At 69.2% G+C, this 26731-nt stretch carries 25 protein-coding genes; 13 read left to right on the top strand and 12 right to left on the bottom strand.

Annotated elements, in window-relative coordinates:
- Positions 1 to 25 precede the first annotated feature (25 nt).
- Together BSZ36_RS10625 and BSZ36_RS10620 are read left to right on the top strand one after the other, a co-directional pair.
- Complete coding sequence (locus BSZ36_RS10625; RefSeq protein ID WP_094548733.1) at positions 26 to 1939, top strand: polysaccharide biosynthesis protein; 1914 nt, start codon at positions 26 to 28, stop codon at positions 1937 to 1939.
- Positions 1936 to 4089, top strand: coding sequence for an acyltransferase family protein (locus tag BSZ36_RS10620; RefSeq protein ID WP_094548731.1), 2154 nt, complete (start codon positions 1936 to 1938; stop codon positions 4087 to 4089). Before BSZ36_RS10625 ends, BSZ36_RS10620 begins: the two co-directional genes overlap by 4 nt.
- A 16-nt stretch (positions 4090 to 4105) precedes the next feature.
- Here BSZ36_RS10620 and BSZ36_RS10615 read toward each other — a convergent pair whose 3' ends face one another.
- Positions 4106 to 5797 carry a capsule assembly Wzi family protein gene (locus BSZ36_RS10615; RefSeq protein ID WP_094548729.1) on the bottom strand — a complete coding sequence of 564 codons (1692 nt, stop codon included), beginning with the start codon at positions 5795 to 5797 and terminating at the stop codon, positions 4106 to 4108.
- 116 nt (positions 5798 to 5913) lie between these two features.
- Here BSZ36_RS10615 and BSZ36_RS10610 point away from each other — a divergent pair, with 116 nt between their 5' ends.
- The gene (locus tag BSZ36_RS10610) at positions 5914 to 6678 is read left to right on the top strand and encodes a CPBP family intramembrane glutamic endopeptidase (protein WP_094548727.1); all 765 of its coding nucleotides are present in this window, start codon (positions 5914 to 5916) and stop codon (positions 6676 to 6678) included.
- Positions 6679 to 6719: 41 nt separating this feature from the next.
- On the opposite strand, the gene BSZ36_RS10605 is transcribed toward BSZ36_RS10610, so the two are convergent.
- A complete protein-coding gene (locus BSZ36_RS10605) occupies positions 6720 to 7157 on the bottom strand; it encodes a hypothetical protein (RefSeq protein WP_094548725.1) in 438 nt (145 codons plus the stop codon).
- 252 nt (positions 7158 to 7409) lie between these two features.
- Between BSZ36_RS10605 and BSZ36_RS10600 the strand changes: the two genes are divergently transcribed.
- On the top strand, positions 7410 to 7931 hold the full coding sequence (locus BSZ36_RS10600; RefSeq protein WP_094548723.1) for an adenine phosphoribosyltransferase: 522 nt from the start codon (positions 7410 to 7412) through the stop codon (positions 7929 to 7931).
- Between the two features lie 37 nt (positions 7932 to 7968).
- Here BSZ36_RS10600 and BSZ36_RS10595 read toward each other — a convergent pair whose 3' ends face one another.
- Positions 7969 to 8367 carry a Rid family detoxifying hydrolase gene (locus BSZ36_RS10595; protein ID WP_094548721.1) on the bottom strand — a complete coding sequence of 133 codons (399 nt, stop codon included), beginning with the start codon at positions 8365 to 8367 and terminating at the stop codon, positions 7969 to 7971.
- A gap of 144 nt (positions 8368 to 8511) precedes the next feature.
- Here BSZ36_RS10595 and BSZ36_RS10590 point away from each other — a divergent pair, with 144 nt between their 5' ends.
- Both BSZ36_RS10590 and BSZ36_RS18965 read left to right on the top strand, forming a co-directional pair.
- On the top strand, positions 8512 to 9813 hold the full coding sequence (locus tag BSZ36_RS10590; protein ID WP_094548719.1) for an MnmA/TRMU family protein: 1302 nt from the start codon (positions 8512 to 8514) through the stop codon (positions 9811 to 9813).
- Positions 9810 to 9998 carry a zinc ribbon domain-containing protein gene (locus tag BSZ36_RS18965; protein ID WP_143536848.1) on the top strand — a complete coding sequence of 63 codons (189 nt, stop codon included), beginning with the start codon at positions 9810 to 9812 and terminating at the stop codon, positions 9996 to 9998. Before BSZ36_RS10590 ends, BSZ36_RS18965 begins: the two co-directional genes overlap by 4 nt.
- Positions 9999 to 10017: 19 nt before the next feature.
- Here the strand turns inward: BSZ36_RS18965 and BSZ36_RS10585 are convergent, their stop codons facing one another.
- Genes BSZ36_RS10585 through BSZ36_RS18960 form a run of 3 tightly spaced genes read right to left on the bottom strand, consistent with a single transcriptional unit; the run spans position 10018 to position 11115 of the window.
- Entirely contained in the window at positions 10018 to 10341 is a 324-nt protein-coding gene (locus BSZ36_RS10585) for a DUF2164 domain-containing protein (RefSeq protein WP_218827644.1), read from the bottom strand.
- Positions 10342 to 10344: 3 nt separating this feature from the next.
- Positions 10345 to 10686: a zinc ribbon domain-containing protein YjdM gene (locus tag BSZ36_RS10580; RefSeq protein ID WP_094548715.1), complete on the bottom strand. Its 342-nt coding sequence runs from the start codon at positions 10684 to 10686 to the stop codon at positions 10345 to 10347.
- A 48-nt stretch (positions 10687 to 10734) separates the two neighbouring features.
- Entirely contained in the window at positions 10735 to 11115 is a 381-nt protein-coding gene (locus tag BSZ36_RS18960; protein ID WP_143536847.1) for a hypothetical protein, read from the bottom strand.
- A 185-nt stretch (positions 11116 to 11300) separates the two neighbouring features.
- Here BSZ36_RS18960 and BSZ36_RS10575 point away from each other — a divergent pair, with 185 nt between their 5' ends.
- Positions 11301 to 11807 (top strand): Hcp family type VI secretion system effector, encoded by a 507-nt coding sequence (locus BSZ36_RS10575; protein WP_179271137.1) that lies wholly within the window; start codon positions 11301 to 11303, stop codon positions 11805 to 11807.
- Between the two features lie 139 nt (positions 11808 to 11946).
- Here BSZ36_RS10575 and BSZ36_RS10570 read toward each other — a convergent pair whose 3' ends face one another.
- From BSZ36_RS10570 to BSZ36_RS10560, 3 genes are all read right to left on the bottom strand, one after another.
- Positions 11947 to 12498 (bottom strand): YqgE/AlgH family protein, encoded by a 552-nt coding sequence (locus tag BSZ36_RS10570; protein ID WP_094548711.1) that lies wholly within the window; start codon positions 12496 to 12498, stop codon positions 11947 to 11949.
- 69 nt (positions 12499 to 12567) lie between these two features.
- Complete coding sequence (locus tag BSZ36_RS10565) at positions 12568 to 14319, bottom strand: Ig-like domain-containing protein (protein WP_179271136.1); 1752 nt, start codon at positions 14317 to 14319, stop codon at positions 12568 to 12570.
- A gap of 87 nt (positions 14320 to 14406) precedes the next feature.
- Positions 14407 to 15720, bottom strand: coding sequence for a Glu/Leu/Phe/Val family dehydrogenase (locus BSZ36_RS10560; RefSeq protein WP_094551281.1), 1314 nt, complete (start codon positions 15718 to 15720; stop codon positions 14407 to 14409).
- Positions 15721 to 16046: 326 nt separating this feature from the next.
- Between BSZ36_RS10560 and BSZ36_RS10555 the strand changes: the two genes are divergently transcribed.
- Entirely contained in the window at positions 16047 to 16874 is an 828-nt protein-coding gene (locus BSZ36_RS10555) for a TrmH family RNA methyltransferase (protein ID WP_179271135.1), read from the top strand.
- 58 nt (positions 16875 to 16932) lie between these two features.
- On the opposite strand, the gene BSZ36_RS10550 is transcribed toward BSZ36_RS10555, so the two are convergent.
- Complete coding sequence (locus BSZ36_RS10550) at positions 16933 to 17610, bottom strand: HAD family hydrolase (protein WP_179271134.1); 678 nt, start codon at positions 17608 to 17610, stop codon at positions 16933 to 16935.
- 193 nt (positions 17611 to 17803) lie between these two features.
- On the opposite strand from BSZ36_RS10550, the gene BSZ36_RS10545 reads away from it, so the two are divergent.
- Together BSZ36_RS10545 and BSZ36_RS10540 are read left to right on the top strand one after the other, a co-directional pair.
- A complete protein-coding gene (locus BSZ36_RS10545) occupies positions 17804 to 21022 on the top strand; it encodes a DNA polymerase I (RefSeq protein ID WP_094548703.1) in 3219 nt (1072 codons plus the stop codon).
- A 52-nt stretch (positions 21023 to 21074) separates the two neighbouring features.
- Entirely contained in the window at positions 21075 to 21719 is a 645-nt protein-coding gene (locus BSZ36_RS10540; RefSeq protein ID WP_094548701.1) for a hypothetical protein, read from the top strand.
- Positions 21720 to 21928: 209 nt separating this feature from the next.
- Here BSZ36_RS10540 and BSZ36_RS10535 read toward each other — a convergent pair whose 3' ends face one another.
- Positions 21929 to 23044, bottom strand: a complete 1116-nt coding sequence (locus BSZ36_RS10535; RefSeq protein WP_094548699.1) for a hypothetical protein — start codon at positions 23042 to 23044, stop codon at positions 21929 to 21931.
- 97 nt (positions 23045 to 23141) lie between these two features.
- On the opposite strand from BSZ36_RS10535, the gene BSZ36_RS10530 reads away from it, so the two are divergent.
- Entirely contained in the window at positions 23142 to 23900 is a 759-nt protein-coding gene (locus BSZ36_RS10530) for a hypothetical protein (RefSeq protein WP_094548697.1), read from the top strand.
- Positions 23901 to 24021: 121 nt separating this feature from the next.
- On the opposite strand, the gene BSZ36_RS10525 is transcribed toward BSZ36_RS10530, so the two are convergent.
- Positions 24022 to 24489 carry a hypothetical protein gene (locus BSZ36_RS10525; protein WP_094548695.1) on the bottom strand — a complete coding sequence of 156 codons (468 nt, stop codon included), beginning with the start codon at positions 24487 to 24489 and terminating at the stop codon, positions 24022 to 24024.
- 249 nt (positions 24490 to 24738) lie between these two features.
- Between BSZ36_RS10525 and BSZ36_RS10520 the strand changes: the two genes are divergently transcribed.
- Positions 24739 to 25524: an enoyl-CoA hydratase/isomerase family protein gene (locus BSZ36_RS10520; protein WP_094548693.1), complete on the top strand. Its 786-nt coding sequence runs from the start codon at positions 24739 to 24741 to the stop codon at positions 25522 to 25524.
- Positions 25525 to 25701: 177 nt separating this feature from the next.
- Positions 25702 to 26715 carry a phosphoribosylformylglycinamidine cyclo-ligase gene (purM, locus tag BSZ36_RS10515; RefSeq protein WP_094548691.1) on the top strand — a complete coding sequence of 338 codons (1014 nt, stop codon included), beginning with the start codon at positions 25702 to 25704 and terminating at the stop codon, positions 26713 to 26715.
- The last annotated feature ends 16 nt before the right edge of the window (positions 26716 to 26731 follow it).

The raw sequence follows: 26731 nt of genomic DNA, 5'->3' as shown, positions 1-26731 counted from the left end.
CCCGGGCCCGAGTCCACTCCTCCGCATGCGCAACGTCTCCGCCGTCAAGTTTCTGGCCGACGTCCTCGTTTGGGCGGCTCTGACGCCTCTGGCGTTCCTGCTCCGCTTGGAAGGCAATGCGGACGGCTTCGTGAACCAGCTTCTGGCGTACGGATCGGTCGCGCTCGTCGTAAAAGTGGTCGCGCTGTACGGCGCGCGGATGTACCTGCGCCCCTGGCGGTGGGTTAGCGTCCGCGACCTCCGGCGCCTCCTCATCGTCGTCGGAGTTGTAACGGTGGTGTTGACCGTCGGCGTTTTGATCGCCTTCGGGTTCTCCGTGGATCGCGGCGTGGCGCCCGTCCCGCGCAGTGTGCCCATCATCGAGGGGCTCCTTGCCGTCCTCGCACTTAGCGGGCTGCGCATGGTCAGCCGCTTGCGCAACGAGCGCCAGAGGCGCCCGCAAGAGGCCGGGAAACGAGTGCTGATCGTAGGCGCGGGCGAGGCGGGTGTGATGCTCGCACGCGAGATGCTCCGGCACCCCGAAGCGGCGCTCACACCTGTCGGATTCTTGGACGACAAGGATTGGAAAACAAAGCAGCCGCACCTCGGCCTGCCTGTCTTCGGAGCGCTGAGCTTGCTGGAGGAGACCGTACGCGAACAGGAGGTCGACGAAGTGCTGATCGCGATGCCGTCTGCAAAGGGCGATGTCATCCGCGGCATCGTGGAAGCCAGCCAGCGCGCCGGCGTCCCCAGCCGGGCGGTCCCCACGCTTACGGACCTGGCCTCTGGCGAGGTCGAGATCTTGCAGTTCCGCGACATCGACGTGGAAGACCTGCTCCGGCGCGAACCCGTGCGACTGGAGCCTGAGCCGATCAGGGCTTACCTGAAGGGGAAGCGCGTGATGGTGACGGGTGCCGGCGGCTCTATCGGGTCCGAGATCGTGCGCCAAGTGGCGCAGTTCGGGCCGGCGCAGATCACGCTGCTCGGGCGCGGTGAGAACAGCGTGTATCTCATCAACCGTGAGATGGCGCAGCGCTGGGGTCACATCGAGCGCGAAGCGGTTATCTGCGACGTGCGAGATCGGCACTCGCTCCACTCCGTGTTCGAGCGCTTCAAGCCTGAAGTCGTCTTCCACGCGGCCGCGCATAAGCACGTCCCGCTGATGGAGGCCAACCCCGAGCAGGCCGTGTGGAACAACGTGATGGGCACGCGCAACGTCGCCGAGCTGTGCTCCGAGCACGGCGTGGAACGTCTCGTCAACATCTCGACGGACAAGGCGGTGAACCCCACCAATGTCATGGGCGCATCCAAGCGCGTGGCGGAAAAGGTCGTCGCCGACGTCGCGAGCCGAAGCGAGTGCCTCATGGCGTCCGTCCGGTTCGGCAACGTGCTGGGCAGCCGCGGCAGCGTGGTGCCTCTGTTCCGCGATCAGATCAAGCGCGGCGGGCCAATCACGGTCACGCACCCGGACATGGTGCGCTACTTCATGACCATCCCCGAGGCCGCGCAGCTCGTGCTGCAGGCGGGCGCGCTGGACGACAAGAACCGCGTCTACGTGCTCGATATGGGCGACCCGGTCAAGATCGCGGACCTCGCGAGCGACCTCATCTTGCTTTCGGGCTTGGAGCCCGGGGTAGACATCGAGATCGTGTTCTCTGGCGCCCGGCCTGGCGAAAAGCTTTTCGAGGAGCTGTTGCTAGCAGAGGAAGGCATCGAAGCCTCGCCGCACGAGAAGATCTTCGTTGCTCGGAAGGGCGCGCCAGATGCGAGCTTCCCGGCCAAACTGGAAGCCCTCCTCGAAGCGGCCCAGACGGGGAGCGATCAGGCGGTGCGCGACGCGTTCCAGTACGTCGTGCCGTCGTACAAGCCTGAAAGCGCGGCGCCCGAGGGCAGCGGCCGGTCCGAGGCGGGGCCCGCCTCCGGTGACGGCTCCACCCTGGAGCCTCTGGCGACGCCGTGAGCGTAGGAGAGGGCACGGCAACGCCACGTCCGACGTGGCGCCAGGACATACAGGGCTTGCGCGGCATCGCGGTCCTCTTGGTCGTGCTGTACCACGCGGGCGTGCCGGGATTCTCGGGCGGCTACATCGGCGTGGACGTGTTCTTCGTGCTCTCGGGGTACCTCATCACGGGCTTGCTCGTGCGCGAGGTGAACGAGACCGGGCGTGTGGACCTCTGGCGGTTCTACGCCCGCCGTGCGCGGAGGCTGCTGCCCGCGGCGGCAGCGCTGATTGTGGGCGTGGCGCTTTTCGCCGCCGTGTTCTACGCGCCTGTGGAGCAGGCGCTGATCGCACGGACGGCACTCGCGACGGCGGCGTACGCCTCCAACCTGCTGTTTGTGAGCGACGCGACGGACTACCTCGCCGCTGGCGCCGAGACAAACCCGCTGCTGCACACGTGGTCGCTCGCGGTGGAAGAGCAATTCTACATCGCGTGGCCGCTGCTGGTCGGTGTGCTTCTGGCAGGGTGGGCGGCGTTTAGAAAGGCTGGGGCGGCCCCGCGCCATCGCCAGAGGCTCGTATGGGGCGCGGCCCTCGTCTCGCTCCTCTCGTTCGGGTTCATGCTGGCCCTGATGGGCTCGCGGTACGCGCACTGGGCGTTCTTTTTCTCACCTGCGCGCGCCTGGGAGTTCGGCCTCGGCGCGCTGGCGGTTCTCGCGCCGCAGGCTGCCTCTGGCGCCAGAGGCGACGCGACCGATAATGGGGAGCCCGCCAGAGGCCTGGCTGGCCTTCGCTTTGAGGGCGGTTCCGACCCCGTCTCGCCTCTGGCGCACGCGCTGGGGTGGGCCGGCCTCATAGCCGTTCTCGCCTCTGGCGTAGCGTTCACGACAACGACGCCTTTCCCCGGTTGGGCCGCTCTGCTGCCGACCGTCGGCACGGCGCTCGCGCTCCGTGGCGGAACGGCCGCGACACGGACGGCTCTCGCGCGAACCCTCGCGTGGCGACCGCTGCAAGAGCTGGGGCGGCTCTCGTACTCGTGGTACCTCTGGCACTGGCCGGTTCTGGTGTTCGCCGCCGGGCTATACGGGGAGCTGCCTCTGGCGACGCGCGTCGCGCTCGCGCTGGGCTCGTTGCTCTTGGCAGAGGTGTCCTACCGGTTTATTGAGAACCCTGTCCGCCACAACCGCTGGTTCGCGGCCTCGTCCCGGCGGGGACTCGGGCTCCTGGCAGGCGTGACCGTGCTTTCTCTCGTGATCGGAGGCGGATGGTACGTCGCCGCCAGAGGCCTGGCCGAGAGCCCGCGGCACCGAGCGCTGACGAATGTGCTGAAGGATGTCCCGGATCTCTACGAGCGCGAGTGCCAGCGGAGCACGGTCAGCGACACGCTTGGCGAGGACTGCACTGACGTGTTCGCCTCTGGCGAAAACCTCGCCTCTGGCGCTGACTCCACGCCGACCGTGCAGGCGCCAGAGACGGGTCGCGAGGTCGTCCTGCTCGGCGACAGCCACGCGGCGCAGTGGGCGCCTGCGTTGCAGGCCATCGCGAAACAGCGCGGCTGGACGCTCTCGTACCACACCAAGTCTGGGTGCGCGCCGCTCGGCGTCTCCTACGTCGACCCGCGCCTGGACCGCATCTACACAGAGTGCGAGACGTGGACGGGACTGGTCATGGACTCCATCCGCGCCGCACGCCCGGACCTCGTTGTTCTCGCGATCTCGCATCAGACCCCGATCTCGCCAGAGGCGTGGCGCGAGGGGATGGACCAGACCCTCGTGGCACTCGCGGAGGCCTCCGGCGACGTTGTCGTGTTCCGCGACACGCCGTGGGCGCCGACAGACACGCCGGTCTGCCTCTCGCGCCAGGAGCACTATGCGGCGTTCGGCCGCACGCCCGACCCGTCCTCGTGCGATTTCGCGGCGGACCACGATTCCGGAGAGCGGGTCTACGCGATTCTCAAGGCCTCGGCCCGCGCCAGAGGCGCATCGGTCTTGGACCTGACAGACCTCGTGTGCCCCGGGGGCACGTGCACCGCTCGCCGAGGCGAGATGGTGACCTTCCGCGACCCTCACCACATCACGGCGACCTACGCCGAGGCTCTCGCCGAGCCCTTGGCGCGCGAACTGGACCGCGTAGTGCCGTCGCGAGCTGCCTCGCCAGAGGCGGAGGGATAGCCTCTGGCGCCAGAGGCTAGTACCGCGGCCCGAGGGGGACGGCGGACCAGCGGAGGAAGAGCTGCGGGGCGACAAAGCCCGAGCGGCCGAACGCCTCGTCGTCGGTCATGCGCGCGAGGACGCGGAGGCCGACCGTCGCGTCCGGGAGCACGCGGGCGCCGAAGCTGACATCCGCGAACGCGAGCCTCTGGCGGACGCCCTGGAGCGTCGGGTTGGGCTCGGGGACGCGGTCACCGTTCTCGCGCTGCGGATCGGAGCCGTAGTTGAGCAGGTCGGTGTTGCGGCCGCGGACGGTATAGGAGAGGTCGGCGGAGAAAACGAGATCGCGGGAGGGACGGTGCTCCAGGCGCACGTTGAGGTCGCTCGCGTTGGGGCCGGCCGGGTGGCCGAGCACATCGCCGTAATGAACGGCGGCGGTGACGGAGTCGCGGTGGGCGTAGACGTACGGGCGGATGCGGCTGTATTCCACCTGGAGATCCGTGTTGACCAGCCGACCGAGTCCAGGAATCTTTGGGTCCGAGACCTGCGCGCCGAGTACGAAGCCCCACTTGCTGGTCCACGCGTCGTCGAAAAAGCGGGCCGCGACTAACTCGTCCAAGAGGCCCTGGCCGTAGACGCGGACGCCAGAGGTCGGGCGCCAGGCAGCGCCAGCACCGAGCAAGATGTTGTCCGGACTGCCGAGGTCGCGCTCGACGGCGCGGTACAGCGCGAACGGCGTGAGGTAGGCGAGTTCGAAGCCGTTGCGGTTGTCGTCCTCGCGGTCGCCGAAGATGACGGTCTCGAAGACCTCGATCTCCACGCCCGCGCCCGGCCGGTACGCCACGCGGTGGAACGCGCCGTAGCGCTGCTCCACGACGCCGTCGGAGTCGCTCCCGCCGGCCTCTCGCGGGTCTAGGAAGCGCGCGTACACGCTTTGAAAGGAGAGCGGGCCGACGTTCAGGCGCACCTGCGCATGGTCGTACTCGGACGCGTAGTTGCTGAGGATGAGCGAGCCTCTGGCGAAGCCGAGCCGGTTGCGGTCGCGCCCAGCGCGGAGCTCGACAAAGCGGTCGCGGTAGCCGACGATGCCCGTGGAGCGGACGTAATCGTACTCGGCGTCGGGGGCGTTGGCTGTCCCGCCGGTTGTGCGCGCAAAGGCGATGCGCGGCGCCGTGCTGCGTGTGCGCGAGCCGTTGGGCACCAACTCCTGCGTTTCCGCGATGCGCGTCTCGGCGAAAAAGTGCCCGGCGTGACCGGCTACGCGGAGGCCTCTGGCGAGCGTCCACGCCGAGCCGGTTTCAGTCCCGCCCTCCTCGGCGCGGTTGATCTGCGCCGGACCGTAGGAGAGGTCCAGAAGGGGAGAGGCCTCCAACCCGTAGCCGTCGCCAGAGGTGGAGATAAACGAGCGGCGGTTGGCGTACAGCGGCGTAGACTCGGCGCGGGCACCCAGGAACCCGGCGGTCTCGCGGCCCAGGTAGCCGTCCAGAAGCGCCCGGTCCACGGCAGACATCCCGCTCGCGTCGATCGAGTCCAGCATCGCGAGGGCCGCGCGCGTGTTGAGCGGCAGCGCGCCGGGGTCCAGCCGCGGCAGGCGCCCGAGCGCGTGCTGGCGCAGCACGAACCGTTCGAGGTCGCTCTCGATCTGCGTCAGCCCCTCGGCCTGAGCGCGGGCCTCTGGCGCAGCGAGGAGGAGAAAGGGGAGAGCGAGGAGCGGGAGAAAGCGGCACATGGGCGGAGCGGAGGGGCACGCGAAGGTAGGCTCGCGCGCGGTCCCTCCGGCGCCAGAGGCGCACGCGCACCAGACGTGCTACGCGGCCGTTCGGACGAGCCCCTAGCTTCTGCCACATGACCCGGCTGGCCGCTGTTCTCCTGCTCCTCGCGCCTCTGGCGGCTCCGCTCGCGCAACCGGGGGACTGGCTCGCGCCAGAGGCCCCACCGATGACGCTCTCGCTGCGCATCCCGATCAACCCCGCGCCCGGGCAGCCGACGATCACGCCGCGCCAATGGGCCGAGATGGGCGCCGTCGCGCTGACGGGCGTGGGGCACCTCGCGGCGTCGGAAGCCGGACTCTCGGCGGCGTACATCCCTGTCGTGATCGGCGGCTGGGGCGGCTACGTGGGGTACCGCGGCGTGACGGACGAGGACTTTTTCCGCGACCTCGGGTTCACGTCAGAGAACCTCGGCCCGGCGTTCCGCGACGCCTCCATCCTGGCGGGTGTCGCAACGGCCGGGATGGTCGCGATCGGCGCGGCGCAGGGGACGCTGCGGCTGGAAGCGGACATGCTGCCGCTTCTCGTGCTTTACCCCGCGTGGGGGCTTACGCAGCAGATGCTCGTGCAAGGCATGGTCACGCGCCACCTCAGCGATGGGGGCTTGAGCCCGTACCTCGTCACGCCGATCGCCGCCGCCGCGTTCGGGTCGGTCCACGTCCCCAACTGGGAACTCACCGCGGCCACAACGGGCCTCGGGCTGGCCTACGCCGGGCTGTACCAGAAACACGAGAACCTGTGGCCGCTCGGGATCTACCACGGCGTGCTCGGCGCCGAGTTCTACGTCTGGGTGCTGGGGCGGAACCCGTGGGAGGAAATGTTTGGCGGCGAGGCGCCATAGCCACGCTGCCAGAGGCCTCTGGCGCGACACGCGAGGCGGCCCTACCGCCCGCGCCACGCGTAGACGGTCGTCGTCCCGCTGGGGTCGGTGATCCACAGGCGGCCGCCATGGAGCGCGAGGCGAGCGGCGCCGGGGAGTGCCTCCAGGCGCAAGCGGCCTCTGGCGACGGTGCCCACGAACGCCTCCGGCCGGCCGCCATTGAGCCGCTCGTCCCACCCGCGGAGCGTGGCGCGGCCCGTCGGGTTGACGATGAGCGTTTTCGCGAGGCGCCGCAAGCGGAGGTCGAGCGTTGTCGAACGGTCGCCACGCACCTCCACGGCGTCCCACCGGCCCACGATGGACGTCTCGCCCAGCAGCACGTCGCGGTGGGACTCGATCGCCGAGGGTGCGCCGTGCGGGTCCAGGGTCTGCGCCGACGCGGCCGCCGCGAGAAGGAAGGGAAGGGCGAGAGCGATTCGCCAGAGGCGGAACGGGAGCATGCGCGGTACCTCGCGGAGACCGTGCCGGCGCCCCGCGTGTCGGAGAATAGCGCGCCGCTCGGTGCCTCTGGCGCGACAGCGAGGGGAGAGAGGTGCCGCGCCCCACCTGTTTCGCCTCTGGCGCCAGAGGCGAGCGGAGTCGAATGCCAGAGCCCCATGTTGCTACTCCGTGCGCATCACGCAGTACGCATCACCCCCCTGCGCCAGAGGCCCGCCCGACGGCGATCTTCCCCCTTCCACTCCATCGCGCCCATGTCCGACTTCGACGCCGCCGTCCGCACCGTTCCTGACTTTCCCGAGCCGGGCATCCAGTTCAAAGACCTCACGCCTGTCCTAGCCAACGCAGCCCTGTTCGCCAGAGGCGTCGAGGCGTTGGCGGAGCCGTGGAAAGACGCAGGCGTGACGCACGTGCTCGCCATCGAGTCGCGTGGGTACTGGTTTGGCGGCGCGCTAGCAGTGCGGCTCGGCGCCGGGCTCGTGCCGGCGCGGAAGCCGGGCAAGCTGCCTCTGGCGGGGCCGCGCGAGACCTACGCGCTGGAGTACGGCGAGGACGCCATCGAACTGCCCAAAGACGTCCTGCCACCGGGCGCACGCGTGCTCGTCCACGACGACGTGATCGCGACCGGCGGCACGGCGGGGGCGGCGTGCCGGCTCGTCTCGCGCGAGGGCGCGGCGGTTGTCGGCGCGTCGTTCGTGCTGGAACTCGCGTTCCTCGGTGGCCGCGCGGCGCTCCCCGAAGGCACGCGTGTCCACGCGCTGATGACCGAGGGGTAAGCCTCTGGCGCCAGAGGCGCGCCCCAGAGAATTAGAATTAGGCGACCGCGATGCAGGAGATCTCGACCTGCGCGTCGCGCGGCAGCTTGCCCACTTCGAGGGCCTCGCGGGCGGGCGTGGCGCCGCTGAAGTAGCGGGAGTAGACCTCGTTCATGAGCGCGTAATCGTCCATGTCGCGCAGGAAAACCGTTACCTGCACGACATGCGCGAAGTCCATCTGCGCCTCGCGGAGCACGGCCGCGATGTTGTCCAGCACCTGCGCCGTCTCCTCCTGGATGTCGCCCTCGATCTTCTCGCCGCTCTCCGGGTCCATCGCGATCTGGCCCGAGACGTACAACGTCTCGCCCACGAGCAGTCCCTGGCAGTACGGACCAATGGCAGCGGGCGCGCCAGCGGCGTTGATTCGGCGTCTCGGCGAGGGCGGTCGCGGGGTCATAGGGGCGTGGGGTTGGAGCGCTCAAGTTGCCTGTCGCCAGGGGCCCACCCAAGCGAAAAACCAGCGGAACGCGCGAGAAGGACGGGTGCGCCGCGTTGTTGCACCTAGGTTCCCTCTGCCCCTTCCGTCCCACCCTGAGATCCCATGAGCCGTCACGGCCGCGTACTTGTCGCCATGAGCGGCGGCGTCGATTCCAGCGTCGCCGCGGCCTTGCTCCATGAGCAGGGGTACGACGTGGTGGGCGTCACCATGAAGACGTGGGACCACGCCACGACCGGCGGCAAGGCCGAGGCGCAGGCTCGCGCAAAGGCGCCCGGTGGCAAGCAGGTCGGCTGTTGCTCCTTGGACGACATGAACGACGCCCGCGCCGTTGCCGTCCGGCTCGGCGTGCCGCACTTCATCGTCGACATCCGCGACGAGTTCGGCTCGTTCGTCATCGACCGCTTCGAGCGCGACTACCTCACCGGACGCACGCCCAACCCCTGCGTGCTGTGCAACACCCACGTCAAGTGGGCCGCCCTCCTCAAGCGCGCCGACGCGCTGGACTGCGAGTGGATCGCGACGGGGCACTACGCGAGGGTCCGGGCCTCTGGCGCGGAGGTATTGGGCGGTGGAGACGTGGCAACGGGAGGGCCTCTGGCGCCAGAGGCGGAGTCTGCCGCTGGCCGCTCCCCGCAGGCTACCTCCCGCCGCTACATCCTCTCGCGCGGCGTGGACCGCAACAAGGACCAGAGCTACGCGCTGTGGGGCGTGGAGCAGGCGCACCTCGCGCGCACGCTGCTCCCGCTCGGCGCGATGACGAAGCCGGACATCCGCGCCCTCGCGGCCGAGATGGGACACCTCGAAGTGGCCGACAAGAAGGACTCCTACGAGATCTGCTTCGTGCCCGATGGCGACTACCGAGGCTGGCTGGAGCGCCGCCGTCCCGGCCTCGCCGAGCGCGTGGGCGGCGATTTCGTGTGGGAGGCCTCTGGCGACGTTCTGGGGCAGCACCGCGGGACGCCGTTCTACACCGTAGGGCAGCGGCGCGGACTCGGACTCGCGTGGAGCGAGCCCATCTACGTCACGCGCATCGACCCGCTGACGGAGACGGTCTACCTCGGGCCGCGCGAGGCGCTGAGCGGACGGACCGTTCTCGCGAGCGACCTCAACTGGGTCGGCGTGGGTGGCTTCCCGGAGGAGACGCGCGTAACGGCGCAGGTGCGCTACAAGGACCCCGGCGCGCCCGCGCTCGTGCGGCAGACCGGCGAGGACTCCGTCGAAGCCGTCTTCGAGGCCCCGCGCTCGGCGCCCGCGCCCGGACAGGCGCTCGTGCTGTACGACGGCGACGACGTGCTCGCCGGCGGCTGGATCGACGCCGCGCACCGCGACGGCGCGCTAGAGGCGAAGCGCGCCGGAGCCTCTGGCGACGGCGAGATGCACACCACGCTGCCCGTCCTGTCGTGAGCGAGACCCGAGAGTGCCCCGCCTGCGCCATGCCGACCGACGCCGAGGCGCCGGAGTGCGAGGTCTGCGGCTACGAGTTCCCCGAGTCCAAGGCCGGCGTGACGGCGATGACGTGGCTGTTTATCGGTCTGATGGTCCTTTTCGCGGTCCCGCTCTTGGCGTGGCTCGCGGGGTGGTTCGGCTAGCCTCTGGCGCCAGAGGCTCTCAGACCGGCTCCGGCTCGCCGAGCGCTACGTCGAGGTCGTCCACGACGACGCGGAGCCGTGCTTGGGCGTCGCGGAGGCCCTGGTTGTAGATGGACGGACCGATCTCCTCCAGCACGAAGTCCAGGACGAACCCTGCCTGCAGGTCCCCGATGGTTTCGTCGCGCTCATCCTGGAAGTAGGCCTGAATGGCGCGCGTGAGGTGGCGGCGCGTCGGGTCAGGGAGTGAGATGGGCATGGGCACGGCGCCAGAGGCCTCTGGCGGGGTCGGGAAAATGGAGGCGAGAAACGAAAAGCGGGGAGGTGCGCTGGCAGAGGGGGGCACGTGTCACGCCTTGCGCACGAACTCGGACTTGAGGCCCATCGCGCCGATGCCGGGGATCTTGCAGTCGATGTCGTGATCGCCGTCGGTCAGGCGGATGTTCTTGACCTTGGTGCCGACTTTGACCACGGACGACGAGCCGCGCACCTTGAGGTCTTTGATGACCGTCACGGTGTCGCCGTCCGCCAGGGGCGTGCCGTTGGCGTCGGTCACGCCAGAGGCCTCTGGCGCCGCCACCTCGGCGGCGTCCTGTGACCACTCGTGCGCGCACTCGGGGCAGACGTAGTTGTTGCCGTCCTCGTAGACGTAGACGGAGGAGCAGTGAGGGCAGGGGGGAGGCTCAGGCATAAGCTCGGTGGGGAGCCCGAAGCTACCGGGGCGCGGGCGCCAGAGGCTTTACGAGCCGCCGTAGATCCCGTCGAGCAGGCTCGCCGCGGCGAGAGCCACGAGCGCGAGCAGTGCGGCTGCGATGCCAACTCCGACGGCCGCTCCACTAGCTACGCCGGTAGCAGTGCGGGTTTTACCGGCGGATGGTTGCTGTGTATCCACGCGACGAATGTCCGTAAGGGCGAAGGCGACCCGGGCGTTCTCCACTCGGCCGATAAGGCTGTCGCCCACGGTTGATGCTTTTTTGATGTACAGCTGACGACCGTCGAGCAGCAGGAGCCGGACTGTTTCGGGGCCACTGGTAGGGCCGCCAACGCTCGCGCGCGGGACGGGCCGCCAGGCTGTGCATCCGGCGAGCAGGAAAACGAGGCTGAAAACAACTAGCCGCATCGCAAGGCCTAACGTGTGGGCGCGTAGTGTGCGGCCAACGTACGCCGTTACGCGTTGGTCTCACCAGAGACATGGGGCTCGGCCTCTGGCGCCAGAGGTGGGGAGCAGGCCGGCGCCACCCGCTTGCGGTTCTCGCTTCCGGTCGTACTCTTTTGGTCCTGATAGACTTATCCCACGCGATGATCATGACACGCTCTTACCTCCTGACTCGTACGCTCCCGTTCCTGCTCGCCCTCGCTGCGGTAGCGCTCATTGCCCTGCCAGCCACCGCGCAAACGGGTTTCCTCAAGATGGATGGCATCGACGGGGATGCAAAGGCCCGCGACCACATGGGCTGGATCGACGTTGTATCCGTCTCCTATGATTGGGAGAGGGCGGCCGGTCCGGGAACGGGGCAGGGAAGACGGCGAGCCAGTGTGACCTACGGCGACGTGGTCATCGTCAAGGAGATCGACGGCTCTACCCCTATGCTCATCGATGCGCTAGCGCGAGGGCGTGCCATTCCATCGGCTTTGCTCGACGTGATGCGCGGCAATTCGGTGGTGCTGAAGTACGAACTCACCAACGTGGCGGTCACCTCTCATTCCATAAAGGACGGAAGGGAGCAGGTGTCTCTGAGCTTCGAGAGCATCGCGATCACGCATCCAGATTCAGGCCGCGAGACCGAAGTCAATACCGTCACTGGCAGGTGACCGGCCTAGCTTCGTAGGATCCGTAGCGTGCGCACGACTTCCTGAGCTGAGCCTCTGGCGCCAGAGGCCACGCGTCACGCGGGCGCCTGCCGACGAGGCCAGCGGTCGCTCTTGCCTATTACCGGAGCGCGTGCCTCCGCTAGTTCATCCGCGGGTCATCCGGGAACGTGGAGAGCAAGGCGTACTCGCCACCCATCTCACGCAAGATCTGGCGCCAGAGGTCGTCGTCCTCCTCGGCGAAGGCAACGCCGGGCGTGCCTTCCATGACGATCCACGAGCCGTCCTCGGCTTCGGCGTCCAACTGCCCCGAGCCCCAACCGGAGTAGCCGACGAAAAAGCGGATGCGATCCGCGTCCAGACGGCCGCTGGCGATGCCGTCCGAGATGGCGTCGAACTCGCCGCCCCAGTACACGTCGTTCAGGACCGGCATCGCGCCGGGGACTGTGTCGCCGTAGGGGTGGAGGTAGTGCAGCGTGTCCGGCTGGACCGGGCCACCGTGCCAAAGCGTCGCGTCGAACGGGAGGTCGATCGTTGCGACTTCGGAGAGCTTCACGTTTGCGGGCCGGTTGAGCACGAGCCCGAATGAGCCCTCCATGGTGTGCTCGCAGATGAGGATGACGGTCCGCTTGAAGTTGGGATCGGGCATCGGCGGCTCGGCGAGGAGCAGCGATCCGGGGACGGGCGAGGTCATGCGGCGGTGGGAGGAGGGGCCGATCTAACGGCGCGCCCGCGGCACGGGTTCGGCCTCTGGCGCCAGAGCCTACTGTCCCGGCGGAGGCGGCCCGGAGGGAGGGCCGCGGCGCACCGGACGAGCAGACCTGGCCTCTGGCAGCGCGAGCGCGCCGAGGTCGATCTCGCCCATGTCCGTCTCGAAGCGAGCGCGGATGGTCTGCGTGCCCGAGGCGAACGCCAGAGTCTCCGGAGCCGCGTAGGGCGCGAGGCGCCCGCCCGTCCACGCGCCGTCGCCGTCACGGTCGACGACGAACCGAACGCGGAACTCACCCGGGGGAAGCGCCGGGAAGGCGAACCGGCCGCTGGCGTCGGCTGTGGTGCGGTACGGCTCACCCGAAGCGGGGAGCGCTTCGATGAGGACGGTCTCGCCAGAGGCTCCGCGGATGGAGCCGCCCGATGCGTCTACGATGCTCCCAACAAGTGCGCCCGTTTCGCTGGGTGCCAGGCGCCGGTATCGCTGCGTCTGGGTGGAGTCGCCGGCGCGGAGCGTAAAGGCCGTGGCCTCTTGCGAGACGAGAAAGCGGAAGGTGAGCCCGTCCGATGTCTCCCACGCCAGAGGCTCGTCGGTGGACGCGCCGGTGACGGAGACGGCGTCGAGCGCGGCCGAGTCTGGCGGTGCGGTAAAGCGGACGCCGGGTAGCACGCCTGGCCGGAGCGTAACAACGGAGTCTGTCGGCGCCTCTGGCGAGGGCACGAAGCCGGCGAAGCGCGCCGTGACCGTATCGGGCCGCGCGGGCGGCGTGAACGTGAGGCTGAACGCCGCCGTCCCGTTGCCGGTGGAGTCGGTCACAACGCCTTGCGCGACCTGCGCGATCTGGTGCGGCACGTTCGCCAGAGGCCGCGAGGCGACCAGGCGCACCTCTTGCGGGCTGATCGGGTCCACGTAGACGGCGCGGATCGGCACGCGCGCGCCAGAAGCGGAGTCCGCCAACGCCCACGCCTCTGGCGAAGCGGAGCCCAGCCGCACGAGTTCGGAGAAGCGAACGGCGAGGCGCTGGTCGCTCAAGCCTCGGGCGCGTTGCGGCTCGGGCGCGAGGCTGTCTGCGCTCGCGAGGTACAGCGCCAGCGGCGCGGCTTCGGTCGTGTCCGCCGTCGCCAGAGGCCGGGCGGGGAGCGCGAAGGCTTCGCCGGGGTCGGCGCGGCGGTTGCGGTTGGCGTCTTGCACGGCGGCCACGAAGAACGTCCCGCGGCGGAGGTATTCCAACGAGAACGCGCCGTCGGCGCCGGTCTCGGTCTGGTAGTCCGGGGGCCTCTGGCTGGGATCGGGGAGCGCGCCGGAGGAGTCCGCGGCGTAGGCCCACACGGCGACGCCAGAGGCCGGCGTGCCGTCCTGGGGCAGCAGCACGCGGCCGGAGATCTGCGCGCGGTCCAACTCGTCGCCCGTTGCGAAGGCGAGCGTGATCGGCGCCCGGAGTGCCACGCGCCGCGCGTCGCGGAGGTCGGTCGTGACCGTCACGACGTAGGTGGTCGCCTCGCGCAGGGAGTCCAGCGTGATGCGGACCTCGCGGCCGCGGATCTCCACCTCGGGCGGCGTCTCGGCCTCTGGCGTCACCTGGACGGCGCGCGCACCCGCCGCGTCCAGCCGCTCGGAGAACGTGAGCACGATCTCGCCAGAGGCCACGCGCACGGCTCCGGCCTCTGGCGAGCTGGAAACGAGCGCGGGCGGCGTCGTGTCGGCCGGTCCACCGGTGGGGGGGACGGGCGTGGCGCAGCCGGCGGCGGCGAGGGCGAGCAGGAAGGCGAGGAGGCGCAGAGCGAGGACCAGAGCGTGTGGATACAAAACCGCCTCTGGCGCGAACGCCAGAGGCGGGAATCTCGCACCATCGGTGGATGGCGAGAGGCGTGCGCCAGAGGCGCGTACGCGGCGTTACGCGTAAATGCCGCGGAGGCGGAGCGCGTTGGCCACCTTCTCGATCGCCATCACGTAGGCGCCGATGCGCATCGGCACGTCGTACTTCGTGGTCTCGGCGTAGACGGCGTCGAAGCCGGAGCGCATCATGCGGTCCAGGCGGCGGTTGACGCGGTCCAGGCTCCAGAAGTAGCCCTGGCGGTCCTGCACCCACTCGAAGTAGGAGACGGTCACGCCGCCCGCGTTCGCGAGGATGTCCGGGACCACGAGGATGCCCTTGTCGCTCAGGATCTCGTCCGCGTTCGCCGTCGTGGGGCCGTTGGCGCCCTCGACGATGATCTTGGCCTGCACGTCGGCGGCGTTCTTGCTCGTGATCTGGTTCTCACGCGCGCACGGCGCGAGCACGTCCACGTCGAGCGCCAGAAGCTCCTCGTTCGTGATCGTCTCCGCGCCGTCGAAGCCGGCGAGCGAGCGCCCGTGCGCCTCGGAGTACGCGATGGCGGCGTCGATGTCGATGCCGTTGGCGTTGTAATAGCCGCCGCTCACGTCGCTGACCGCGACGATGGTGCAGCCCTGCTCACGGAGCAGCTGCGCCGCGATGGAGCCCACGTTGCCGAAGCCCTGCACGGCGACCGTGCACTGGCCGGGGCGGAGGCCCAGCTTCTCCATCGCGCTGAGCGTGGAGGTCATCACGCCGCGGCCCGTGGCCTCGCGGCGGCCCTGAGAGCCACCGATCGAGATCGGCTTGCCGGTGACGACGGCGGGCTCGGTCCGGCGCACGTGCATGGAGTACGTGTCCAAGAGCCACGCCATGACCTGCTCGTTCGTGTTCATGTCCGGCGCCGGGATGTCCTTGTCCGGGCCGAACACGTCGAGGAGGTTGGCGGTGTAGCGCCGCGTGAGCCGCTCGATCTCGCCGGGGCTCATCGTGGACGGGTCACACGTGATGCCGCCCTTGGCGCCGCCGAACGGGACGCCCACGATGGCGCACTTCCACGTCATCCACGCCGCCAGCGCCTTCACCTCGTCGAGGTGCACGTCGGGCGCGAAGCGGATGCCGCCCTTCGAGGGCCCGAGGACCTCGTTGTGGATCACGCGGTAGCCCTGGAAAACCTCCAGGTCGCCGCTGTCCATCACCACGGGCACGCTCGTGATGTGGATGCGCGACGAGGAGCGGAGGTACTTGTAGAGTCCGTTGTCCAGTTCGAGCAGTTCGGCTGCGTAGTCGAACCGCTCCATCATGTCCTGGAACGGGTTGTCTTTGTCGACGTGGGGCGTGGGCTCCTGGTAGAGAGCGGGGGTCGTGACGTCGCGCTTGAAGGGGGTAGCCATGGAGTCCCGGCGGGCCGGGAGCGGGTGTGTGTCGAAAGGGATCGCCATGCGAAAGCTACGCGGAGGGGCAGCGGCTCGTGATGAGGAGCAATGCTCGCCGCTTTGAGGAAATGGCGAACGTCAGGAAAGCATGCAGGCCAGATACCGCCGATGGATCGGAAGCGCTTCCGGCAGGGGAAGCTATCGGCGGATCTGCTCTGTTCTCAACACGGGATTCTCCTGAGGAGCGGTTCGGCCCCGTCTTCACGCGGAAACAGACAGGCCACGCCCTGCCAGAACCCAAACTCCGGCCGAGCGCTCGCCAGAGGCCTCTGGCGCGTCCGATCTTGCCGCTCCCCACCCGGTACCTCTGCGTGACCCGCCAGCGGCTTAAAGACCTCGCTTCTCTCTCGTCCCGCAAGGGGCGTCGTCAGAACGGCGCGTTCCTGGTGGAGGGCGTCCGCTCGGTCGAGTCCGCCGAAGCCGCTGGGGCGCCTCTTGCGGAGGTGCTCGTGGCGCACGAGGCCGCGGAGACCGACCGCATCAGTCTGCTCATTTCGCGCCTGGACGCCAGAGGCGTGCCCGTCCACCGCGTGGCGGCGAAAGACATGGCGCGCGTGGGCGACGCGCGGACCTCGCAGGGCGTCGTGGGCGTGGCGCGGTCCATCGTCGCGCCTCTGGCGCCACCGGATCGGCGCCCAGGGGAGGCGCCGGCGGCCTCACGGGTTTTGGTCTTGGACGGCGTGCAGGACCCCGGCAACGTGGGCGCGCTGGTGCGAACGGCCGCGTGGTTCGGCGTGGATGCCGTCCTGGCCGACGCCAACAGCGCCGACTTCGAAGGCCCCAAGGCCGTCCGCGCCGCGATGGGCGGTTTGTGGGACGTGCGCCTCTCGCGCGTGGACGATCTCGGCGCGGCGCTCGACGCGCTCCGCGCCAGAGGCCTCGCGCTCTGGGGCGCGCACGCCGCGCCCGGCTCCAGCGTGCCTCTGGCGGAGTGGGCGCCGCGCGCCCCCTCTGCGCTGGTCATGGGCAGCGAGGGGCACGGGCTCTCCGAGGCCTCGCGCCAGAGGCTGACGGGCGGCGTGTGGATCCCCGGCGGCGGAGGAGAAGGCGCCGAGTCGCTCAACGTGTCGGTCGCAGCCGGCATCCTGATGCACGCGTGGGTGCAGGGATAGCAGGATGCGCCGTGGGGGAATGGGCGGGTCCACGCCTCTGGCGCCAGAGGCGAGCCCTCTACGCCAGCGCGTCGAGGCTGAACGCTTCCAGCGTTTCGAGCACGACCGTCGCGCCGGTCTGGTTGAGCGCGTCCATGTCGTAGCGGCCCGTCGCGACCGCCACGCTTTTTGCGCCGACCGCCTGCGCCGCCTCCACGTCGCGCGGGGTGTCGCCGATGAGGACGAGGTCCTCCGCCGCCAGAGGACGCTCAAACAGGCCTCTGGCGCGCTCCAGCGCCACGAGGGGGAGCTCGTTGCGCGCCTCGCGGTCCGAGCCGTAGGCGCCGAACGCGAAGGCCTCGCCGAGCCCGATGCGGCCGACTTTGAGATGCGCCATGGGCTCCAGGTTGCCGGTGAGAAGCCCCAGCGGCTCGCCTCTGGCGCCGAGCTGCTCCACGAGTTCGACCGCACCCGGGAGCGCGTCGACGGTCGCCTCGTCCCAGGTCGCGTGCATCCGGCGGGCGTACGCCTCGCAGGCCTGGCGGACCGCCACGTCAAGGTCGAGGTCCAGATCGCCGGCGATGTCGGGGTCCGAGAGGATCTCGCGGAAGATCTGGGGGTCCGTCTTGCCCGAGAACGGGACCGACTGCGTGTCGAACGGGCGCCCGAAGTGCGCCTGCAGCGAGTGCTCCACGGCGCGGCGGCCGACGCCGTGGGACTGAAGGAGCGTGCCGTCGATGTCGAAGAGGAGGACCATGCGGGAGGGAGGCGGGATGGAGAGATAGGGGATGAAGGAACGCGGGACAAGATCCCAGGCCTCTCGCGCGCCACCCTGCTTTCGTGCGGTCTTCGGCCGCTGGCGCCAGGGGGCCCCACATCCTTCCCGCTGCGCCAAACCGCTGTCGCTCGTGCGCGTTACCATGCGCCCCAGACTCCGCCGACCGCTTTCGATGCCCGAGCCCTCGCTCTTCGACGACCTCCCCGAGCCGCCCGCCACGCCAGAGGCCTCTGGCGACACCGCGCCAGCCGGCGCGCCCGACCTGTTCAGCGCGCCAAGCGCCTCCGCCACAGCGGAGCCCGCGCCAGAGGCGCCCTCCAGCGACGACACGCCGCCCTGGGACGAGCCCGACGCCGACGCACCTGACGACGCGCCAGAGGCCTCTGGCGAAGACGACGAGGAAGGGGAGGAGCGCGAGACGCTGTTCCTCGCCGACGCGATGGCGCTGGCCTACCGCGCCTTCTTCAGCATGAAGAACGCGTCCATGAACGCGCCCGACGGGACCGATACGCGCACGCTCTACGGCTTCGCGACGGCGCTGCTCAAGCTGCTGGAGGACCACCAGCCCGAGCACATCGCCGTCGTGTTCGACCCGCTCACGGGCGGGCCCAACTTCCGCGACGAGCTCTACGAGGACTACAAAGCGCACCGGCCGCCGATGCCGAGCGAGATCAAGTCCTGCATCCCGCTTATCAAGGACCTCTGCCGCGGCTTCGACATCCCCGTTCTGGAAGTGGACGGGATGGAAGCCGACGACGTGATCGGCACGCTCTGCCGCCGCGCCGAGGGCGAGGGCGTGGACGTCGTCATCTTCTCCGCCGACAAGGACTTCCGCCAGCTCCTCTCCGACGAGGCCTCTGGCGCCGGCCCCGGCTGCGTGCACATGCTGCGCCCGCCGTACATGGGCGAGGTGTTCAACCGCGAGACCGCCGAGACCTTCCGCGAGAAGTACGACGGCCTGGAGCCCGTGCAGTTCATCGAGCTCCTCGCGCTCATGGGCGACAGCGCGGACAACGTGCCCGGCGTGCCCGGGATCGGCGAGAAGACCGCCATCAAGCTCATCAAGCAGTACAAGACCGTCGAGAACCTCATCGAGCACCGCGACGAGGTCAAGGGCAAGCGCGCCAACGACGGCCTCACCAACCACGCCGAGGACGCGCTGCTCAGCAAAAAGCTCGTCACTATCGCCACCGACCTCGACGTCACCGACGACTTCGGCGACCCGTTGGACTGGCACTCGCTCCGCCGCACCGACCCCGACATCGGCGCGCTGAACAACCTCTTCGACCACGTCGGCTTCGGCACGCGGCTGCGCAACCGCGTCAAGGACTACGCCGAGGGCCGCGAGCGCACCCGCGCCTCTGGCGGCTACCGCAAGAGGCAGAGCACGCACCTGCCCGAGAGCGACCCGTCGCTGGACTTCGACTTCGGCCCCTACGAGCCCGTCACCGCGATGGACTCCGACGCCGTGAGCTACGCGACGGTCTACGAGAAGGCCGACCTCGGCACCGCCGCTGAGGAGGCCGCGGGCGAGCCTCTGGCGTTCGACACCGAGACCACGAGCGTGGACGCGATGGAGGCCTCGCTTGTCGGCGTGTCGCTTTCGTCCAAGGAAAAACGCGCCGTCTACGTCCCCACGCCGCTGCCTGACGGGACGCAGACGCAAGAGGCCCTGGACGCGATTCGCCAGAGGCTGGAGGACCCCGGCGTCGAGAAGGTCGGCCACAACGTGAAGTACGACCTGCTCGTCCTGGGCAACCACGGCGTCGAGGTGGCCGGGCCGTTTTTCGACACGATGGTGGCGCACTACCTCATCGAGCCCGAGGCCAGCCACAAGCTGGACGACGTCTCTAGCTTCTACCTCAACTACCGCCCGCAGCCCATCACGGACCTGATCGGCACGGGCAAGAACGCGCTCAACATGCGCGACGTGCCGGTGGAGGACGTGGGCCCCTACGCCTGCGAGGACGCCGACATCACGCTCCGCCTCGTCCCGCTCCTGCGCCAGAAGCTCATCGACGATAAGCTCCTCGCCATCGCGGAGGAGATCGAGTTTCCCCTCGTGCCGGTCTTGGCCGACATCGAGCGGCGCGGCGTCAAGGTGGACGTAAAGGTCCTGGACAAGATCAGCGTCCAACTCGAAGCCGAGATGGAGCGGATCGAGAAGGAGGTCGGCGAGCTCGCGGGCCGCGTCTTCAACATCGGCTCGCCCAAGCAGATCGGCGAGATCCTGTTCAACGACCCGCCCACGGACGAGGAGCGCGCGGCGGCCGCGCAGTGGGAGCAAGACGTGCGCGACAACGAGTCGGGCAAAGTTGAGGGCGACCCCGATGCGAAGCCCAAGACCAAAAAGCAACTCGCCGAAGAGGCGCCGACGTGGGGCCTCGGGCTCCAGCCTCTGGCGAAGACCAAGAGCGGCGCGCCCAGCACGGCCGAGAACGTGCTCAGCGAGCTCGCCCAGGAGCACACCCTGCCCGCGCTCATCCTGGACTGGCGCAAAGTGTCCAAGCTCAAGAGCACCTACGCCGACCGCCTGCCCGAGCTCATCCACCCCGAGACGGGCCGCATCCACACCGACTTTAACCAGACGGTCACGGCCACAGGCCGCCTCTCGTCCTCCAACCCCAACCTCCAGAACATCCCCATCCGGACCGAGATGGGCCGCGAGATCCGCCGCGCGTTCGTCGCAGCGGATGGGTGCAAGCTGTTGGCGGCGGACTACGCGCAGATCGAGCTCCGCATCATCGCGCACATGAGCCAGGACGCGGGGCTCGTGGAGGCGTTCAGCGAAGGGCGCGACATCCACACCGCGACCGCCGCCCGCGTGTTCGACGTGGACTACGAGGACGTCACGCGCCCGCAGCGCGACCGGGTCAAGCAGGTCAACTACGGCATCCCGTACGGCATCAGCGCCTTCGGGCTCGCCAACCGGATGCGGATCTCCAACTCCGAGGCGCAGGAGCTCATCGACCAGTACCGCGCCAGCTACCCGACCGTGATCCGGTTCCTGGACGGGCTCGTGGACGACGCCCGCGCCAGAGGCTACGCGGAGACGCTGCTCGGCCGCCGCCGCTACCTCCCGCAGCTCAACTCCCGCAACCCTAACGACCGGGCCTACTCGGAGCGCATCGCGCTCAACATGCCCATCCAGGGCACGCAGGCGGACATGATCAAGCGCGCGATGGTCTCGCTGCACAACGCGCTGCCTCTTGCGGGGTTGGAGACGCGCATGATCCTCCAGGTCCACGACGAGCTCGTCTTCGAGGTGCCTCTGGCGGAGGTGGACGCCGCGACGGAGTTGATCCGGCGCGAGATGACCGCCGCCTTCCCGCTCGACGTGCCGGTCGTGGTAGACGTGGGCGTGGCCGACAACTGGCTGGACGCGCACTGACGCCTCTGGCGTCCGCATCCGGTAGGGGAGAGGGACACCCCCTCTCCCCGCCATGCGCACCCTCCTGCTCTCCGCCGTCCTCCTCCTCGCCAGCGGCTGCGCCTCCGACGCGCCCGCGGACGCCGCCCCCTCTGACGATTCCGCCTCTGGCGACGCCACCTCCGCGTCAGAGGCCGCGGCTCTCTCCAACGCCAGCGGCGCCGGCTGCCTTGTCGGCACGTGGCAGATCGACCCGGCGTCGATGGACGTAGGCAAGGTCCCCGCGATGCAGCAGATCCCGGACGCGCAGTTCTCCGTCGGCGGCAGCAGCGGGCGCGCGCTGCTCGTCTTCGAGGCCTCTGGCGACGCCGTGCAGCGGTTCGAGAACTTCTCCGTCACGATCAACGCGGCCGTGATGGGCCAGACGGTGAGCGTCCGCAACGACTACAGTGGGACCGCGCGCGCGACCTACGCCGTCGAGGACGACCGGATCGTGATGACGCCGGGCGAGGCCGAGCTGACCTCGTCGGTGAGCGTCAACGGCGGCGCGGCTGAGCCCAACCCGTTCGCGACCGAGAGCGTCTTCGAGGAGTGGGAGCGCGGCCGGACCGCCTTCGAGTGCAGCGGCGACGAGCTCACGCTCGACATCTACGGCCCGGACAGTGCCGGCGGCGAGGTCTTCGTCCGCGACGTGCGCTACACGCGGGTCGCGGCCTGACACCAGAGGCGGCGCATACGCGGTGCTCGAAGCCTCTGGCGCCTGAGACGTCCGGCGCCAGAGGCCCAAACCGCTGTCATCGCGAGGAGCGCAGCGACGCGGCGATCTCGCGGTTCAGCGCTCGGCGGGACGAGATCGCCGCGCTTCGCTCGCGATGACACCTGTCTGGAGAATGGCGCACGTAGAGCCTCTGGCGCCAGAGGCGGGAGCTACTTCTGGAACCGGACCTTGAGTTCTGACGCCACGCGGGGCATCAGAGCGACGGCTTTCGCAATCGTCGCCTGCTTGGCTGCCGACGAGCTGTGCGTCGCCACGAGCCACCCGTCTGTGACCTCGCGCACTTGGCGGTGGAACTCCGGCTTGCCGGGATAGAGCGCCTCTGGCGTCGGGGCGAGAAGCCTCCGCTTCTTGGTTCGGGTTGCCACATCGAACCGCTCTAGGAACGACGGGTCTCGCTCAGAAAAGGCGCGCAGAACCCCCGCCAATACGTCCGCTCCCGTTTTGCAGGCCACGAACCGTCCGTCGAGTTCGAAGCCTCTGGCGGGGAGCGCGCTCGCATTCAGCGCAGCAGGTGGCGTTGCCTCTGGCGCGAGAGGCGCCGGCTTCTGTCGCCTGGGCGTTCGAGGCTTCGACTTCTTGCCCTTCGGCAGCGCGCCAGAGGCGGGCGCGAGCGTGGCGAGAAACGCCACGAGGTCGGCGGGCTCGGACTGGAAGCCGCTCACGCTCTCCACCTCTGCCGCCAGACGCTCCAAGATCGTAGCGTCCTCGCTCTTGACGAGATTGGCCCACGCCTGCGGGATCGCCGCTAGCGCCCCACGCCTCTGGCGGGCGCGCTGGCAGTCGCGGCGTGCGCGGTCGAACGCCTCGCCAGAGGCCACGGCGTCGCGCGCGAGGTAGCGCGTGAGCTTGTCGGCGCCTTCCGTCAGCGACCGCTCCGCGAGGTCGAGGAAGAATGCTCGGCGCTCCTCCATTGAGCCCTGCTCGGCGGGGACGTGCACGCTCCACGTCGCGCCATCCGTCAGCACCGCCAGAGGCACGCCCTCCATGAACGCGTACTCGAACAGCTGGCGGTCGGCGCCCGCAGCCTTGCCGGGCTGCTTGACTTCGACAAAAACCGCCGGCCGCTCTCCTACGAACAAGGCGAGGTCAACGCGCCGCGCACCGACGCGGTACTCGGGCTTGTTTATTGACGGGTTGTAGAGGTCCCATCCAAGCGCGTTTAGGATGGGATCAACGACGCCGGAGCGGATCGCGGCCTCGTTATCGAAGCTGTTCGTAGCGAGCCGCTCGCGGGCGGTCTCAATGCGGTCGCGGAGGTTGGACATAAGGCAAGAGAAAGACTGAGCAAGATCGCACGCCGGCTCCAACGCGCCAGAGGCCTTTGGCGTGAGAACCCGTCACGGGGACACTGGTACGCACCGCATGCCGCCCGATCTGCCCCCCGTCCCCGACGCCGCCCCGCCGTTTGTCACGCCCGAGCCTCTGGCGCTCCGCTTCGATGGCTTCCCCGCCGAGGGCCTGGAGGCGCTGGAGCGCTTGCGTGCCGAGCCGCACATCGGACGCTACCGCGAGGAGAAGGAGGTCATCAAGCGCGCCATTACCGAGCCGTTCAAGCTCTACCGCGACGACCTCGCGCTCAACTGGGTGATCCCCAACGGCATCCCGTTCGAGACCGAGAAAAACGTCTTCTCGCGCATCCTCAAAAACGACTTCGGCGCCGGCGGCTCGCACAGCCACCTCTGGATGAGCTTCTACCGCCTGCCGCGCAAGAGGCTGACGGACATCCAACTCAGCCACGCCGTCCACCCCGACGCCTTCCGCTGGGGGCTCTACATCGGCGACTACGCGCGCGGCCTGTTCGGTCCGGCCCGCCAGAGGCTGATGGACGAGCCGTCCGATGCGCTCGCGATCCTCAACGGGCTCATCGAACGCGGCTACCGCTTCTCGTTCGCGCCTCACGTTACCAAGCCCGAAGGCCGCCCCGAGTTCTCCGAGCCTCTGGCGGCGTTGCCGGACGGCCTGGAGCGCGCCAAGGGCATCTGGATCATGCGCCGGATCGGACGCGAGGAGATGGACGCGCTGGGGCCGCGCCTCGTCGCGCGCGCCATCGAGGAGCAGGCGGCGCTGTGGCCGCTGTACCGGTTTCTGGCCGAGGCGCCTCTGGCGGGAATGGAGGGATAGGCGGAGCGGTGGAGCTTCGCGCCTCTGGCGCCAGAGGCGCGAGGGATGGGAGGCACACAAAAAAAGCCGCCCTCCCGAAGGAGAGCGGCTCGTGGAAAGGCCGAGGCCTATCCGGTTGCGCTTACATGAGGCTGCTGCCAGCCGAGGAGAGCGCGGCGCCGAGCTGCTCGAGCGCGGCGTCGCCGCCGGCTGCTGCAGTCGTCTGCTCACCGAGCGAGCTCAGCGTTGCGCCGATGGCGGCACCGTCGAGCGGGTCGGTCGTGAGCTGCGTCTTCAGCGTCTGGAGACCTTCGACGACGCCAGAGGCCTCGGGAACGTCGCTCAGCTTCGCGATCCACGAATCGATGTTGGCGACGGCTGCGCCGGGCGCCATGGCGGTGAGGCCTTCAGCCGGGACGGCGTCGAGCGTCGCCTGTGCGGTGACGTCGGACTCCATCGTGGTGTCGTCAGTCATCATGTCGTCAGCCGGGGTTACCGGATCAACAACCGCGACATCGTCGACGGTCGTGGTTTCGACGGTGTCGTCGTCGGCGCAAGCCGCGAGCGGCAGGACAAACGCGAGTGCGAGGAGGGAGATCTTGTTGAACATGGGGAGGGGGGATGATATGGAGAGCGAGCCACCGTGGGCGAGAGCCGTTCAAGCTCCCGTGCGGTCGATCACTCGATCAGAGCGACACGCGCCGGGTGACACCAGCGTTGTCTAAATGGGCTACCTGCAAACATGAGGTAGGGTTCTCTCACGGCGAAGTCTTCTTTTTCGGGCCGCTTTCGAGGGCTCTCTTCGCCCTCCGAGCCCCTTCTCGCCCGATCTTCCGGCTCCGCCGCCCACCAACTCCCCATGCTCACCGCTGTTTCTGAAGGGTCCGTCCTCACCCTCACGATGGACCGCCCCGAGGTCCGCAACGCGCTCAACGCCGACCTCGTGGCCGCGCTCCGCCAGAGGCTGGACGAGGCCTCTGGCGACGCGTCCGTCCGCGTGATCGTGCTGACCGGGAGCGGCTCGGCGTTCTCTGCCGGTGCCGATCTCGCCGCGCTTCAGGGCCTTCAGACCGCCAGCGCCGAGGCCAACCTCGCCGACTCCGAGCACCTCGCGGGTTTGTTCGACGCCATCGTGCAGCACCCGAAGCCCATCGTGGCCAAGGTGGGCGGCCACGCCATCGCGGGCGGCTGCGGGCTCGCCGCCGCGTGCGACTTCTCGCTCGTGGCCTCTGGCTCCAAGCTGGGGTTCACCGAGGTCCGCATCGGCTTCGTGCCCGCCATCGTGGCCGTCATCGCGCGCCGCAAGCTCGGCGACGCCGCCCTGCGCGATCTCATGCTCACCGGCCGCCTCATCACGGCGCAAGAGGCCGAGGCCTGTGGCCTGATCACGCGCGCGGTCGCGCCAGAGGACCTCGACGCCGAGACCGACGCGCTGTGCCGCTCGCTCGCGGCGGAGACGAGCGGGACGGCGGTGGCACTCACCAAGCGGCTCCTCGCGGACGTGCACGGCATGGGCTGGGCCGAGGGCGTGAGCTACGCCACGCGCCTCAACGCGCTCGCCCGCAGCACCGACGACTGCAAGGCGGGCGTCGCGGCGTTCCTGGGCAAGACCGCGCCGCCATGGAAGGCGGAGGCAGAGGGATAAACGGCTCCGCGGCGTGCGACCCGCCAGAGGAGGACCGTGCCTTTCGCCTCTGGCGCCAGAGGCGCACGTAGGGCATGCGGCTCTTGTTGGATGCGGCCTTAACCCGGAACTCGGAACCCGGAACTCGGAACTGGGCGGCTCCGCCGGTAGCTTCCCGGCACAACCCCCAGCCCACACATGGCGACGTACAAGGAAGCAGGAGTCGACATTGACGCAGGCGAAGAGGCCGTGCGCCGCATCAAAGGCCCCGTACGGGAGACGTTCACGCCCGGCGTGCTGACCGAGATCGGCAGCTTTGGTGGGCTGTTCCACCTCGCGGCCTCTGGCGCCATGCGCGATCCCGTGCTGGTGAGCAGCATCGACGGCGTGGGGACCAAGCTCAAGGTGGCCACGCGCGTCGGCAAGCACGACACGATCGGCGAGGACCTCGTCAACCACTGCGTCAACGACATCGCCGTAAGCGGCGCGCGCCCGCTGTTCTTCCTGGACTACTTCGCCACGGGCAGCCTGCGCCCCGACGTGTTCGAGGCCGTCGTGCTGGGCTTCGCGAAGGCGTGCAAAGCCAACGGCTGCGCGCTGATCGGCGGCGAGACCGCCGAGATGCCGGACCTCTACAAAACGGGCGACTACGACCTCGCAGGCTGCGTGATCGGCATCGTGGAGCGGGATTCCATCGTGGACGGCCGCGACATCGAGGAGGGCGACGTGCTTCTCGGCGTGCCCTCTTCCGGCCTGCACACCAACGGCTACAGCCTCGCGCGGAAGGTCCTCTTCGACCGCTACGTGGCCGCGGACACGCCAGAGGCGCTCGGCGGCGCGTCCGTCGGGGAGGCGCTTCTCCGCGTCCACCGCTCCTACCTCGACAGCATCCAGGCGCTGATCGCGGAGGACCTCGCGACGGGCTTCTCGCACGTGACCGGCGGCGGCATTGAGGGCAACACGCGCCGGGTGCTTCCGGATGGGCTGGACATCGCGGTGGACTACAGCGCGTGGAAACGGCCGGGCCTGTTCCGCCTGATCCAGGAAGTGGGCGAGGTGCCGGAGGAGGACATGCGGCGCACGTTCAACCTCGGCGTGGGGCTCGTCGCCATCGTGCCGGCGGCCAAAAAGGCCCGCGCGAAGACGGTTCTGGGCGCGCTCGGCGAGCCCGCCTTCGAGATCGGCCGCGTGGTCAAGGCGGACGCAGCGTAGCGATCGCCGCGGCTGC

This window comes from Rubricoccus marinus (assembly GCF_002257665.1).
GTDB classification, from domain to species: Bacteria; Bacteroidota; Rhodothermia; order Rhodothermales; family Rubricoccaceae; genus Rubricoccus; species Rubricoccus marinus.
This window is presented reverse-complemented; position numbering and strand designations above follow the sequence as displayed.

Excerpts from the sequence above, each read along its gene's own strand:
- BSZ36_RS10625 (WP_094548733.1), top strand. The coding sequence starts at position 26 with ATGCGCAACGTCTCCGCCGTCAAGTTTCTGGCCGACGTCCTCGTTTGG.
- BSZ36_RS10615 (WP_094548729.1), bottom strand. The coding sequence starts at position 5,797 with ATGTGCCGCTTTCTCCCGCTCCTCGCTCTCCCCTTTCTCCTCCTCGCT.
- BSZ36_RS10610 (WP_094548727.1), top strand. The coding sequence starts at position 5,914 with ATGACCCGGCTGGCCGCTGTTCTCCTGCTCCTCGCGCCTCTGGCGGCT.
- BSZ36_RS10605 (WP_094548725.1), bottom strand. The coding sequence starts at position 7,157 with ATGCTCCCGTTCCGCCTCTGGCGAATCGCTCTCGCCCTTCCCTTCCTT.
- BSZ36_RS10600 (WP_094548723.1), top strand. The coding sequence starts at position 7,410 with ATGTCCGACTTCGACGCCGCCGTCCGCACCGTTCCTGACTTTCCCGAG.
- BSZ36_RS10595 (WP_094548721.1), bottom strand. The coding sequence starts at position 8,367 with ATGACCCCGCGACCGCCCTCGCCGAGACGCCGAATCAACGCCGCTGGC.
- BSZ36_RS10590 (WP_094548719.1), top strand. The coding sequence starts at position 8,512 with ATGAGCCGTCACGGCCGCGTACTTGTCGCCATGAGCGGCGGCGTCGAT.
- BSZ36_RS10580 (WP_094548715.1), bottom strand. The coding sequence starts at position 10,686 with ATGCCTGAGCCTCCCCCCTGCCCTCACTGCTCCTCCGTCTACGTCTAC.
- BSZ36_RS18960 (WP_143536847.1), bottom strand. The coding sequence starts at position 11,115 with ATGCGGCTAGTTGTTTTCAGCCTCGTTTTCCTGCTCGCCGGATGCACA.
- BSZ36_RS10575 (WP_179271137.1), top strand. The coding sequence starts at position 11,301 with ATGACACGCTCTTACCTCCTGACTCGTACGCTCCCGTTCCTGCTCGCC.
- BSZ36_RS10570 (WP_094548711.1), bottom strand. The coding sequence starts at position 12,498 with ATGACCTCGCCCGTCCCCGGATCGCTGCTCCTCGCCGAGCCGCCGATG.
- BSZ36_RS10560 (WP_094551281.1), bottom strand. The coding sequence starts at position 15,720 with ATGGCTACCCCCTTCAAGCGCGACGTCACGACCCCCGCTCTCTACCAG.
- BSZ36_RS10550 (WP_179271134.1), bottom strand. The coding sequence starts at position 17,610 with ATGGTCCTCCTCTTCGACATCGACGGCACGCTCCTTCAGTCCCACGGC.
- BSZ36_RS10545 (WP_094548703.1), top strand. The coding sequence starts at position 17,804 with ATGCCCGAGCCCTCGCTCTTCGACGACCTCCCCGAGCCGCCCGCCACG.
- BSZ36_RS10540 (WP_094548701.1), top strand. The coding sequence starts at position 21,075 with ATGCGCACCCTCCTGCTCTCCGCCGTCCTCCTCCTCGCCAGCGGCTGC.
- BSZ36_RS10535 (WP_094548699.1), bottom strand. The coding sequence starts at position 23,044 with ATGTCCAACCTCCGCGACCGCATTGAGACCGCCCGCGAGCGGCTCGCT.
- BSZ36_RS10530 (WP_094548697.1), top strand. The coding sequence starts at position 23,142 with ATGCCGCCCGATCTGCCCCCCGTCCCCGACGCCGCCCCGCCGTTTGTC.
- BSZ36_RS10525 (WP_094548695.1), bottom strand. The coding sequence starts at position 24,489 with ATGTTCAACAAGATCTCCCTCCTCGCACTCGCGTTTGTCCTGCCGCTC.
- BSZ36_RS10520 (WP_094548693.1), top strand. The coding sequence starts at position 24,739 with ATGCTCACCGCTGTTTCTGAAGGGTCCGTCCTCACCCTCACGATGGAC.
- purM (WP_094548691.1), top strand. The coding sequence starts at position 25,702 with ATGGCGACGTACAAGGAAGCAGGAGTCGACATTGACGCAGGCGAAGAG.